Annotated in this window: 10 protein-coding genes; 7 read left to right on the top strand and 3 right to left on the bottom strand. The window is 70.8% G+C overall.

The window, feature by feature from the left end; genetic code table 11:
• The first annotated feature begins 17 nt into the window (after positions 1 to 17).
• Both HDC36_RS14650 and HDC36_RS14645 read left to right on the top strand, forming a co-directional pair.
• Positions 18 to 746, top strand: coding sequence for a TetR family transcriptional regulator (locus tag HDC36_RS14650; protein ID WP_179568717.1), 729 nt, complete (start codon positions 18 to 20; stop codon positions 744 to 746).
• 323 nt (positions 747 to 1,069) lie between these two features.
• A complete protein-coding gene (locus HDC36_RS14645; RefSeq protein WP_179568714.1) occupies positions 1,070 to 1,543 on the top strand; it encodes a hypothetical protein in 474 nt (157 codons plus the stop codon).
• Between the two features lie 561 nt (positions 1,544 to 2,104).
• Here the strand turns inward: HDC36_RS14645 and HDC36_RS14640 are convergent.
• The 3 genes from HDC36_RS14640 to HDC36_RS14630 form a co-directional block, all read right to left on the bottom strand.
• Positions 2,105 to 3,055 carry a copper resistance protein B gene (locus HDC36_RS14640; RefSeq protein WP_255432775.1) on the bottom strand — a complete coding sequence of 317 codons (951 nt, stop codon included), beginning with the start codon at positions 3,053 to 3,055 and terminating at the stop codon, positions 2,105 to 2,107.
• Between the two features lie 380 nt (positions 3,056 to 3,435).
• A complete protein-coding gene (locus HDC36_RS14635) occupies positions 3,436 to 5,259 on the bottom strand; it encodes a copper resistance system multicopper oxidase (RefSeq protein WP_179568712.1) in 1,824 nt (607 codons plus the stop codon).
• Between the two features lie 115 nt (positions 5,260 to 5,374).
• Positions 5,375 to 5,815, bottom strand: coding sequence for a CopL family metal-binding regulatory protein (locus HDC36_RS14630; protein WP_179568710.1), 441 nt, complete (start codon positions 5,813 to 5,815; stop codon positions 5,375 to 5,377).
• 246 nt (positions 5,816 to 6,061) lie between these two features.
• On the opposite strand from HDC36_RS14630, the gene HDC36_RS14625 reads away from it, so the two are divergent.
• From HDC36_RS14625 to HDC36_RS14605, 5 genes are all read left to right on the top strand, one after another.
• Entirely contained in the window at positions 6,062 to 6,505 is a 444-nt protein-coding gene (locus HDC36_RS14625; RefSeq protein ID WP_179568708.1) for a heavy metal-responsive transcriptional regulator, read from the top strand.
• Positions 6,502 to 8,952, top strand: coding sequence for a heavy metal translocating P-type ATPase (locus tag HDC36_RS14620; RefSeq protein WP_343204348.1), 2,451 nt, complete (start codon positions 6,502 to 6,504; stop codon positions 8,950 to 8,952). Before HDC36_RS14625 ends, HDC36_RS14620 begins: the two co-directional genes overlap by 4 nt.
• A gap of 41 nt (positions 8,953 to 8,993) precedes the next feature.
• Positions 8,994 to 9,206, top strand: a complete 213-nt coding sequence (locus tag HDC36_RS14615) for a heavy-metal-associated domain-containing protein (RefSeq protein WP_179568706.1) — start codon at positions 8,994 to 8,996, stop codon at positions 9,204 to 9,206.
• A 132-nt stretch (positions 9,207 to 9,338) separates the two neighbouring features.
• A complete protein-coding gene (locus tag HDC36_RS14610) occupies positions 9,339 to 10,442 on the top strand; it encodes a PLP-dependent cysteine synthase family protein (protein ID WP_179568704.1) in 1,104 nt (367 codons plus the stop codon).
• A gap of 61 nt (positions 10,443 to 10,503) precedes the next feature.
• Positions 10,504 to 12,528, top strand: coding sequence for a M3 family metallopeptidase (locus tag HDC36_RS14605; RefSeq protein WP_179568702.1), 2,025 nt, complete (start codon positions 10,504 to 10,506; stop codon positions 12,526 to 12,528).
• The last annotated feature ends 188 nt before the right edge of the window (positions 12,529 to 12,716 follow it).

Raw genomic sequence — 12,716 nt, 5'->3', positions numbered from 1 at the left:
TCGTGTCAAGATGAGGCATGGCCAAGACAACGCGCGGCACCCCGCGACGCGAGGCATCGCTCTCGCGCGAACAGATCGTGGAAGCGTCGATCGCGTTGCTGGACAGCGGCGGCGAGGGCGGCCTGACCTTCCGCGCGTTGTCCGAACGGCTCGCCACCGGCCCCGGTGCGCTCTATTGGCATGTCGCGGACAAGCGCGATCTGCTGACCGCCGCCTGCGACGCCATCGTCGCGCGCACCTTGCATGCGCCCTCCGCCGATGCCACGCCGGAGGCGGCGATACGCGCGCTGGCGCTGGGCATGTTCGATGCGATCGATGCGCACCCGTGGATGGGGTCGGCGCTCAACCGCGCGCCCGGCGAGTCGCCGATCGTGCGCATCGTCGAGCGCATCGGCCAGCAGCTGCGCGCGCTCGGCGTGCCGGACCACGAGCAGTGGGCCGCGGTCTCCGCGTTGTTGAGCTACATCCTCGGCGTTGCCGGGCAGAACGCGGCCAACACGCAGCTCGCGCGCACGCGCGGCATCGTCAGGTCCGATTTCCTGGATGCGGTGGCGACCGCGTGGTCGCGGCTGGATGCGGACGCGTACCCGTTCGTGCGCGGCATGGCCGGACAGCTGCGCACGCATGACGACCGGATGGACTTCCTGGCCGGCATCGACCTGATCCTGCATGGTCTGGCGGCACGGCGTACCCAGGCGCAGCCGGCCATCGCACCGGCCCGCAGGATCGCCACCAAGAAGAAGTAGCGGGGTTGCGGTCGCGTCGCGGTGCCGGCGCGGCGCGTGCAGCGGACCGGTGCTGGTCAATATGCTGGCGCCATGCGACGTCGTCACGGTCGCGAGCCTCTCTAGTTGCCGGACCGCCGCTGGTCGTCGGTGCATGCCGCACCGCTTTCAGGCGCGGATGTTCGGTGATTGCGGCGCCGCACGGCATCCGCATATCCGCCGGGCTTCCGCGGCGTTCGCCGTGCACGCAGGCCGGATTGGCAGCCGTCGCGGTCGGCTGCCAACGCAGTGGCCCGGGTTATGCATAAGCTCCTGGCGAGGGTTCCCACCACGCAGGAGGACGCATGTACGAGTCTTTCAGACAGGGGGCGCCGGCCGAGCTGTGGCAGGCGCTGGTGCACGAGGCAGGGCAGCGGCTGGGCCGGCCGCTGGACGAATCGCGCGAGAGCTATCTGGTGTTCGTGTTGTTGCGCTACCAGGCCGACGGACACCTGTTGTCGCGTACCCAGGCGCTGGCCTGGCTGCATGCGCAGGAGCAGGTCGGGCGCGCCCGCGCCGACGCGCTGCGCGAGGTCGGCGACGGCTGCCTGCTGATCGCCGGCCTGTTTCCCGGTGTGGCCGCGCGGCGCCGGGTCAGCGTGGACTACTTCATCGATCTGGGCCGCGGCGCCTATTACGAAGTGGCCGAGACCCGCGCCAGCGACGCGGGCCTGTTCGGGCAGCTGGCACGTAGTTACCAGGAGCTGGTGCGCACGCTGGGCGCGCTGCGTCCGCCGCGTGGTTGGCAGATCGGGGAGGATGGTTCGTTGCGCGCTTGAGCGGCGGAAACCCCACGAGGAAGTGTTCGTGGGTCGCCGCGGCGTCGCATGCTGCAATTGATGCCAATACAGCGGAGGCGGTGTTGTAGGAGCGGCTTCAGCCGCGACAGGATCCATCGGGAAGGCCTGTCGCGGCTGAAGCCGCTCCTACAGGGTTCAGGCGCTCGAACGGCCGCTCAGAACCAGACGCATACGCCGGCGACGACGCACGTCTCGCGTGCGGCTTCTCCCGCGTCGCGGCGATAGTCCGCCTGCAATTGATGCCAATACAGTGGAGGAGGTGTTGTAGGAGCGGCTTCAGCCGCGACAGGATCCATCGGGAAGGCCCGTACAGGGTTCAGGAGCGCTCGAACGGCCGCTCAGAACCAGACGCGTACGCCGGCCACGACGCGCGTCTCGCCTGCGGCTTCTCCCGCGTCGCGGCGATAGTCCGCCCGCAATTGATGCCAATACAGCGGAGGCGGTGTTGTAGGAGCGGCTTCAGCCGCGACAGGATCCATCGGGAAGGCCTGTCGCGGCTGAAGCCGCTCCTGCAGGGTTCAGGAGCGCTCGAACGGCCGCTCAGAACCAGACGCGTACGCCGGCGACGACGCGCGTCTCGCGTGCGGCTTCTCCCGCGTCGTGGCGATAGTCGGCGGTCGTGCCGAACGCGCGCTCGTGGACCACGCCCAGATACGGCGCGAAGCGGCGGCTGATCTCATAACGCAAACGCAGCCCGGCCTCGACCGTGGACAGGCCGCTGCCGATGCCGTGCGCGCGATCGTCGGCGAACGCCGCCTCCGCTTCCAGCCGCGGCTGCAGGATCCAGCGGTTGGTCAGCAGCACGTCGTACTCGCCTTCCAGGCGCGCACTGGCGCTGCCGCCTTCGCCGACGTACAGCGTGGCCGCGACCTCGAACTTGTACGGCGCCATGCCCTGTACGCCGAACGCGGCCGAGGTGCGCGCATCGCCCGAGGCGAAGTCCTGTCTCACGCCAACCAGCAAGTCCCACCAAGGCGACACCGCGTGGCCGTACAGCGCTTCCAGGTCCGCCGCTTCGGTGCGGCCGCCGCCGCGCTCGCCTTCGCTGCGCAGCCACAGCCGGTCGATGTCGCCGCCGTACCAGGCGCTGGCTTCCCAGGCCTGGCCGCTGCCGCGGTCGTTGTCCCAGCCCTCCAGCCGGTCGAACAGCAAGTAGCCGGTGCGCGACGGCGCATGCAGCATCGTGTGCGTACGCAGGACCGGGAACGCGGCGGCGCGGTCGGCGTCGGTGAGCGCAGGGATCGGCTCGCGCGGTAGCGCCGACGCGGGCGCACCGGCGCAGGCGCACGTCGCCGCCGTACTGGAGTGAGCATGGCGCGCGTCGGCTTTTGCGGGTCCCCGCTCTCCGGTGCCTGGTCCCGGCTCCGCAGTCCCCGGCTGCATCCCGGCGTGGTCGTGCATGGCGTTGTCGGCCTGCGCTGCGGTCGGCGTGCCGTGCTTCATTGTGGCCGGGTGCATGTCCATGTACTGCATGTCTGCATGGTCCGGCATGGCATGGTCGGCATGGGCTTCGCGATCCATGTCCATGTCCATGTCCATGCTCCCGCTGCCCTCCGTCGGCGCGGCCGGAGCATCGGCGGCCTGTGCGGCGTGGCCCATCGCAGCGTGATCCATGCCGGCATGCGCCATCGCGGCGTCATCGCCGTTGGCGACGGCGGGCGGCGATGGCGGGGTGTGCATATGCGTTTCATCGTCGGGCGGCGGACACACGCATGCCGCAGCTGCGGATGTGGATGCAGGTCCGCTGGCCGATGCTGCGATGTCGGCATCGGCGACTCCAGGCACATGCACATGCTGCGCTCCTGCGGCCCCGTGCGCGAACAGCAGCGCCAGGCCGATGGCCTGCGCCAGCGTGGCGAGCGGCGTGGCGTTCATGCGTCCACCCGCACTTCGCGCATCATGCCGCCGTCCATGTGGTACAGCAGATGGCAGTGGTAGGCCCAGCGGCCCAGCGCGTCGGCGCGCACGCGGTAGCTGCGGCGCGTGCCCGGCGGCATGTCCACGGTGTGCTTGCGCACCTGGAACTGGCCGGCGGCGTTCTCCACGTCGCTCCACATGCCGTGCAGGTGGATCGGGTGCTGCATCATCGTGTCGTTGACCAGCACGATGCGCAGGCGCTCGCCGTAGTTGAGCCGCAGCGGCTCGGCGCTGGCGAACGGGATGCCGTCGAAGGACCAGGCGAACTTCTCCATGTTGCCGGTCAGATGCAACTCGATCTCGCGCCCGGGTTCGCGGCCGTCGGGATCGTCGAACAGGCTGTGCAGGTCGGCGTAGGTCAGCACCCGGCGGCCGTTGCCGCGCAGGCCGATGCCCGGATCGTCCAGCTTCGGCGCGGTGGCGGAGGATTGCATGTCCACCAGCGGATTGCCGCGTTCGCTGGACGGATGCGTGGGCGCCGCGCCGGCGTCGCCAGCCGCATGCGCGCTGTGGTCCATCGCGGCATGGTCCATGCCGGCCATGCCCATGCCGGCGCCGCAGCCGCCTTCCATGCCTTTCATCGGCGCGCCACCGCCATGGTCCATGCCGGAATGCCCCGCCATGTCGTGACCCATGTCCTGCATGCGCAGCAGCGGGCGCGGATCGTTCGCCGGCACCGGCGCCTGCAGTCCCTGGCGCACGGCCAGGGTGCCGCGCGCGTAGCCGGTGCGGCCCATGTCCTGGGCGAACACGGTGTAGGCGTCCTGGCCGCCGGGTTCGACCAGCACGTCGTAGGTCTCGGCCGCGGCGATGCGCAGTTCGTCCACGCTCACCGGGTGCACGTATTGCCCGTCGGCGGCGACCACGGTCATCTTCAGCCCGGGGATGCGCAGGTCGAAGTAGGTCATGCTGGAGGCGTTGATCAGGCGCAGCAGCAGCTTCTCGCCGGGACGGAACTCGCCGGTCCAGTTGCCGCCGGGGGCGACGCCGTTGAGCAGGTAGGTGTAGGTGTTGGCGTTGACGTCGGACAGGTCGCTGGGCGTCATCCGCATGCGTCCCCACATGCCGCGGTCGGCGAGGGTGGCGCGCAGGCCGTCTTCGCGCGCGTCGCGCAGGAAGTCGCCGACGGTGCGCTGGTAGGTGTTGTCGTAGGACGGCATCTTCTTCAGCCGCCGGAACAGCGCCGCCGGGTCCAGATCGGTCCAGTCGGAAAGCAGCAGCACGTGTTCGCGGTCGTAGTGGTAGGGCGGCGGCTGCAGCGGGTCGATCACGATCGCGCCGTACAGGCCGGCCTGTTCCTGGTGCAGCGAGTGGCTGTGGTACCAGTAGGTGCCCGACTGGCGCAGGGCGAAGCGGTAGCGGTAAGTCTCGCCCGGGTAGATGCCGTCGAAGCTCATGCCGGGCACGCCGTCCATGTTCGCCGGCAGCAGGATGCCGTGCCAGTGCACGGAGGTTTGCGTGTGCCCCGGCAGGCGGTTGGCGACTCGCACCTCGACGGTGTCGCCTTCGCGCCAGCGCAGGATCGGCGCCGGCACGCTGCCGTTGACGGTGATGGCCGGGCGCTCGCGCCCGGTGAAGTTGACCCGCGCGCTGCCGATGCTGAGGTCGAAGTCGGTGCCGTGCAGCTGATACGGCACGGCGCCATTGCGGGCCAGCGTTGCGGCCTGGGCGTGCCGCAGCGACAGGCCGCCGATGCCGGCGGCGGCGCCCAGCGCCAGTCCGGTGACGAAGCGGCGCCGCGACGGCAGGGCCGGCAGGCCGGAGGAAGGTGGTTTCATGAGCGAGCCTCGATGCGATGCGATGCGCGACCGCGTAGGCGGTGCGTGCGCAGAAGCGACGGCGCGCGGAGGCGCGGTCGCCGTGGCGCCGCCCGAGCGGGCGGCGGCGTCGCGATCAGGCGCTGGGAGGTCGCTCCAGCCGCGGCAGGCCGGGCGCGCCGCGGCCATCCTGGCGGCCGCGCTGGAACAACTGTTGCGCCGCGGCCGGCAACGCCAGCGGCAGCGCGATCAGCGCCGGCAGCGGCTGCGCATGCGGGCACTGGCAACCGGCCGCGGTGCCGCAGCAGCCGTGCTTGCTGCCCTTGCTGTGACCGTCGCCGTCGTGCTCGTGTTCATGCACCTGCGCCGGCGTGGCCTCATGACAGGGCATCGCCGCGCTGGCGACCTGCGCGGCATGCAGATGCTTGCCAGCATGGCGTTCGGCCATGGCATGGTCCGTGCCTGGCGCTGCGTCGGCCATGCCGTGCATGCCCGGCATCGCCACAGCCGTGCCGGCGCCATTGAGCAGCAGGCTCAGGCACAACAGCAGGCGGGTCAGCAAGGCGAAGATCGGCACGGAACACGCAAGGCACGCGAGGGGATACGCGGAGAATACTGTAGTGATGGCTGCGGGCAAGCGCCGGGATGGCGCGGCGGCTCGCCATCGGCGCACCCTGGAGCCGGGTCCAGGGCGCGCATCCATGCCCGGCGAAGGCCTGCGGGGCAAGGATTTCGAGTCAACGTGAGCCGCCAATGAACAATTCGCGCGCAACGGCGACAATGGCTTGACCCTGGACCGGCGTCCAGGGAGTAGCTTGCACGCATGAATCCGGTCGCCCCTCCGTCCCGCTTCACCATCGGCGCGCTCGCGCGCCAGGCCGACGTCGCCATCGACACGGTCCGCTACTACGAGCGCCAGGGCCTGCTGCCGGCGCCGCCGCGGCGCGCGTCCGGCTACCGCGACTACGATGCGGCCGCGGTGGAGCGGGTGCGTTTCATCCGCCGCGCCAAGGACCTGGGCTTCTCGCTGGAGGAGATCGGCGACCTGCTCGCGCTGCAGGACGATCGCCTGCATGGCGTGGAAGGCATCAAGCAGCGTGCGAGCAAGCGCCTGCACGAACTGGATCGGCGCATCGCGCAGCTGACCGAGATGCGCGATGCGCTGGCCGTACTCGTCGCCGAATGCCCGGGCAGCGGCGAACCCGCCGGCTGCCCGATCCTCGGCGACATCCGCGGCGACGCCGCGCCGGGCAAGCCGCAGCCGTGAACGCGCCGGCCGCCAACACCGCCACGGTGAGCCTGCCGGTGCACGGCATGCGCTGCGCGTCCTGCGCCGTCGGCCTGGAGCAGGCGCTCAAGCAGCTGCCCGGGGTCGATGCCCAGGCCAATTACGCCGCCGCGCGCGTGCGCCTGGACTACGACCCGCAGCAGGTGGATGCGCAGGCGCTGCTGCAACGCATCGGCCAGGCCGGCTACACGGTGCCTACGCAGATGCTGACGCTGGACCTCAGCGGCATGAGCTGCGCGTCCTGCGCGGCCGCGATCGAAACGGTGCTGGCGAACACGCCCGGGGTGATCGCCGGCAGCGTCAACCTGGCCTCGGCCAGGGCGCGCGTGGAGTACGTGGCGGAACTGGTGGCGCCGGCCGGCATCGTCGAGCGGATCGGCAGCGCCGGCTTCGGCGCCAGCGTCGTGCACGAGATGGATCAGGCCCAGTTGCAAGCGCGCGAACAGGCCGAGCGCCGCGCCTGGCATCGCGAGCTGGGCCGCTTCGCTGCCGCGGTGCTGCTGACCCTGCCGTTGTTCGTGCAGATGTTCGGCATGCTGGACATCTCCGCCATCGCGCATGCGCTCGGCGGCCAGCACGCCGAGCCGCTGCCGCGCTGGCTGCAGCTGCTGCTGGCCACGCCGGTGCAGTTCTGGCTCGGCGCGCGCTTCTACCGGGCCGGGTTCGCGGCCTTGCGCAACGGCCGCGCCAACATGGACGTGCTGGTCGCGCTCGGCACCAGCATGGCCTACCTGTACAGCGCTGCGGTCACCGTGTTCGGCCTGGCCGGCCAGCACGTGTATTTCGAGGCAAGCGCCTCGATCGTCACCCTGATCCTGCTCGGGCGCTTGCTGGAAGCGCGCGCCAGGCGCAGGACCTCCTCGGCGATCCGCGCGCTGCTCGACCTCAAGCCCAAGACCGCCAAGGTGGAGCGCGACGGCGCGATCATGGAAGTCGACGCCGCCGAGCTGATCGTCGGCGACGTGTTCGTGGTCGCCGCCGGCGAGCGCGTGCCGGTGGACGGCGAGGTGCTCGACGGCCGTTCCAGCGTGGACGAGGCGATGCTGTCGGGCGAGGCGATGCCGGTGGCCAAGGAGCCGGGCAGCCGCCTGTTCGCCGCCACCGTGAATCAGTTCGGCATGTTGCGCGCGCGCGCCACCGGGGTCGGCGCCGACACGCTGCTGGCGCAGATCATCCGCATGGTCGATGCGGCGCAGGGCTCCAAGGCGCCGATCCAGCATCTGGTCGATCGCATCGCCGGCGTGTTCGTGCCGGTGGTGATCGCCATCGCCGCGCTCACCCTGGCCGCGACCTGGTGGCTCAGCGGCAGTTTCGCCACCGCGCTGGTGCATGCGGTGGCGGTGCTGGTGATCGCCTGTCCGTGTGCGCTGGGCCTGGCCACGCCGACCGCGATCATGGTCGGCACCGGCGTGGGCGCCCGGTCCGGCATCCTGATCCGCAACGCCGAGGTGCTGGAGCGTGCGCGTGCGTTGACCACGCTGGTGCTGGACAAGACCGGCACCCTGACCGAGGGCCGGCCGCAGGTGACCGCGATCGGCGTGGCGGACGGCGGCGATGCGACGGCGCTGCTGCGCCTGGCCGCTGCGCTGGAGGTCGGGTCGGCGCATCCGCTGGCCGATGCGATCGTGCGGCGCGCCGCCGCCGACGGCGTGCGCGGGACGCCGCCTCTGCCGGCGGCGGCGGTCGAGACGCTGCCCGGCAAGGGTGTGCGCGGCCGCGTCGATACCCGCGAGGTGGCGCTGGGGTCGCTGGCGTGGCTGCGCGAGCTGTCCGTGCAGGCGCCGGATGCGGCGCTGCTGCAGCGGGCCGAGGCGGCGCAGGCGAAGGGCCAGAGCGTGGTCGCGGTCGCGCTGGACGGCCGCCTCGCCGGTTACATCGCCATCGCCGATCCGCTGCGCGACGGTGCCCTCGAGGCGGTGGCGCGGCTCAAGGCGCGCGGCATCGACGTGGTCATGCTCAGCGGCGACAACCGCCATGTCGCACAGGCCGTGGCCGCGCAGGTCGGCATCGCGCGGGTGCTGGCCGAGGTGTTGCCGCAGCACAAGGCCGAGGAGGTGCAGCGTCTGCGGGCCGAACCCGGCGCGCACGTCGGCATGGTCGGCGACGGCATCAACGACGCGCCGGCGCTGGCCGCGGCCGACGTCAGCTTCGCCATCGGCGCCGGCTCGGACATCGCCGTGGAGGCGGCCGACGTGGTGCTGGTGCATGGCGACCTGGACGGCGTGGCCACCGCCATCGACCTGTCCGCGGCGACCTTGCGCAAGATCCGCCAGAACCTGTTCTTCGCCTTTTTCTACAACGTGCTCGGCATCCCGCTGGCCGCGTTCGGCCTGCTCAATCCGGTGCTCGCCGGCGCGGCGATGGCGCTGAGTTCGGTCTCGGTGCTGGCCAATTCCCTGCTGCTGAACCGCTGGCGGCCGCGCTGAGCGCGGTGCCGGACAACCCCACTCCAACGAGGACACCCGCAATGCGCCATCTCCAACTCACGGTCCAGGGCATGACCTGCGGCGGCTGCTCCGCGCGGTTGCAGCGGGTGTTGCAAGCCAGCGCCGGGATCGCCGCGGCGCAGGTCGTGCTCGACGGCGGGCGCGTGGACCTGGAGTACGACGAGGCCCGCACCGACGCCGCGGCGATCGAGCGCGCCATCGTCGATGCCGGCTTCGGCGTCGCGGCCCCCTGAGCGGCGCCGCGCCACCCGGGGGCGACGCCACAGCCGCCAGGTGAACGTCGCCACGCCCCGGCGCCCGGCGCAGCCCCGGGGCATGGGGTGGGCGTGTATCGTGGACGCGATTTTTCCGTCCTGCGCACCGCCATGACTCCTCGCGATTGGGTGGCCAACGCCATCCAGAAGATCGAAGCCGATTTCAACCGTTCGGCCGACACCCACCTGATTCCGCTGGACCTGCCCGGTTTCCCCGGCATCGACCTGTATTTCAAGGACGAGTCCAGCCATCCCACCGGCAGCCTCAAGCACCGCCTGGCGCGCTCGCTGTTCCTGTACGCGCTGGCCAACGGCTGGCTGCGCGAGGGGCGCCCGGTGATCGAGGCCTCCAGCGGCTCCACCGCGGTGTCCGAAGCCTATTTCGCGCGCCTGCTGGGATTGCCGTTCATCGCGGTGATGCCGGCCGCGACCTCGCCGGAGAAGATCGCCGCGATCGAGTTCCAGGGCGGGCGCTGCCACCTGGTCGAGCGCGCCTGCGACCTGCACGCCGATTCGGTGCAGCTGGCCCGCGAGAGCGGCGGCCACTTCATGGACCAGTTCCTGTACGCCGAACGTGCCACCGACTGGCGCGCCAACAACAACATCGCCGAGTCCATCTTCCGGCAGATGCAGGAAGAACCGCACCCGGTGCCGGAATGGATCGTGTGCAGCCCCGGCACCGGCGGCACCGCCGCCACACTGGGCCGCTACGTGCGCTACCGTCGCCACGCCACCCGCATCCTGTGCGCGGATCCGGAAGTGTCGGTGTTCTTCGAAGGCTATTGCGAAGCGCTGGCCGGGCGCGACTACGCCGGCCTGGCCAGCACCGGCGGTTCGCGCATCGAGGGCATCGGCCGGCCGCGGGTGGAATCGAGCTTCATCCCCAGCTGCGTCGATGCGATGGTCAAGGTGCCCGATGCGCTGAGCCTGGCGGCGATGCGCTACGTGAGCGCGCGCCTGGGCCGGCGCGTGGGCGGCTCCACCGGCACCAACTTCGTCGGCGTGCTGCAGGCGGCGACGCGGATGCGCGAGCACGGCCGCAGCGGTTCCATCGTCACCATCCTGTGCGACAGCGGCGAGCGCTACGGGCACAGCTACTACCGGCCGGACTGGTACCGCGAGCACGGCATCGACGTGGAGCAGGCCGACGCGCAGCTGGCCGCGGCGGTGGCCGGCGCCGGGTTGCCGCCGCTGGCTTGTGCCGCGTTGTCCTGACCGCCATATCCCGACCATGGCCGGCGCCGCCGGCCCTTTCCCCGCTACCGAGATTCCCGCGATGACCAATCCCCTGCTCGATTTTTCCGGCCTGCCGCGCTTCGATGCGATCCAGCCCGAGCACATCGGCCCGGCGATCGATGCGCTGCTGGCCGCCGCCGACGCCGCGGTCGCGCACGCCGAGCAGGTCGCGCCGGTGAGCTGGGACAGCTTCGTGGTGCCGCTGGACGACGCCACCGAGCGCCTGTGGCGCGCCTGGGGCCAGGTCAACCACCTGCAGGGCGTGGTCAACACCCCGGCGCTGCGCGAGGCCTACAACGCCAACCTGCCCAAGGTGACGCGCTTCTCCAGCGCGCTGGGGCAGAACCTGGCGCTGTTCGCGCAATACCGCGCGCTGGCCGCCACGCCCGAGGCCGCCGGCTACGACGCAGCGCGGCGCAAGGTGCTGGACAACGCGCTGCGCGATTTCCGCCTGGGCGGCGCCGAACTGGGCGATGCCGACAAGCAGCGTTTCGCCGCGATCCAGGAAGAACTGTCGGCGCTGTCGGCGAACTTCTCGCAGAACGTGCTCGATGCCACCGATGCGTGGTCGCTGCCGATCGACGACCAGGCGCGTCTGGCAGGCCTGCCAGACGACGTGATCGCCGCGGCGCGCGCGGCGGCGGAAAAGGACGGCCAGGCCGGCTGGAAGCTGACCCTGCAGATGCCGTGCTACCTGCCGGTGCAGATGTACGCCGACGACCGCGCGCTGCGCGAGACCCTGTACCACGCCAATGCGATCCGCGCCTCGGAGTTCGGCGACGCGGCGCTGGACAACAGCGCGGCGATCGAGCGCATCCTGGCGCTGCGCGGCGAACTGGCTGGCCTGCTCGGTTTCGCCAGCTACGCCGAATATTCGCTGGCGACCAAGATGGCGCAGAACCCCGACGAGGTGCTGGGCTTCCTGCGCGACCTGGCCGCGCGCGCCAAGCCCTTCGCGCAGCGCGACCGCGCCGAACTGGAAGCCTACGCCCGCGAGCATCTGGGCCTGGACGAACTGCAGGCCTGGGATATCGCCTACGCCAGCGAAAAGCTCAAGCAGGCGCGCTACAGCTTCTCCGAGCAGGAAGTGAAGCAGTATTTCACCGAGCCGAAGGTGCTGGACGGCCTGTTCGGCGTCATCAACGACCTGTACGGCCTGCAGGTGCAGGCCGACAGCGCCCCGGTGTGGCATCCGGACGTGCGCTTCTTCCGCGTCAGCGATGCGCGCGGCCGCCTGGTCGGGCAGTTCTACCTCGACCTGTACGCGCGCGAGGGCAAGCGCGGCGGCGCCTGGATGGACGACTGCCGCAATCGCCGCGACCGCGCCGACGGCGTGCAGACGCCGCTGGTATACCTGGTGTGCAACTTCGGCCGCGGCGGCGACGGCAAGCCGGCCACCTTCACCCACAACGAAGTCACCACCCTGTTCCACGAGATGGGCCACGGCCTGCACCAGTTGCTGACCCAGGTCGGCGAACTCGGCGTGGCCGGCATCAACGGCGTGGAATGGGATGCGGTGGAGTTGCCCAGCCAGTTCATGGAGAACTTCTGCTGGGAGTGGCCGCGGCTGCAGGCGATGACCGCGCACGTGGACAGCGGGCAGCCGCTGCCGCGCGCGCTGTTCGACAAGATGCTCGCGGCGAAGAACTACCAGAGCGGCATGTTCACCGTGCGCCAGCTGGAGTTCGCACTGTTCGACATGCAGTTGCATCACAGCTTCGACGCCGCCGGCGACAGCATGCTGCAGCTGCTCGAACGCGTGCGCGACGAAGTCGCGGTGAACCGGCCGCCGGCATGGAACCGCTTCCCGCACCAGTTCAGCCACATCTTCGCCGGCGGCTACGGCGCCGGTTACTACAGCTACAAGTGGGCCGAAGTGCTCAGCGCCGACGCGTACGCCGCATTCGAAGAGGCGCCTGACCAGTTGGCCGCCACCGGCGCGCGTTTCCTGCAGGAGATCCTGGCGCGCGGCGGCAGCCGTCCGGCGCTGGAGAACTTCACCGCGTTCCGTGGCCGCGCGCCGGAACTGGACGCCTTGCTGCGGCACAGCGGCATGGCCGGCTGATCCACATGCGCCGCGCCGCAGTGCATGCGGCGCGGCGCGGCGAGGCGCAAGCGGGGGCGACAGCGCACACATCCGCTTGTTGCGGCTTGCAATTCGACGACGCGCTTGAGCGCGTTCACGGCGGCGTGAGCGCACTTTCGCGCATGTCGTCGGTTCATTGCATCTCTTCCGGCCTCACATGCGGCCAG

This window comes from Xanthomonas sp. JAI131 (genome assembly GCF_013410075.1).
Classification (GTDB): domain Bacteria; phylum Pseudomonadota; class Gammaproteobacteria; order Xanthomonadales; family Xanthomonadaceae; genus Xanthomonas_A; species Xanthomonas_A bonasiae.
Note: the sequence above shows the minus strand (reverse complement) of the source record. Positions and strands in the feature narration are given on the sequence as shown.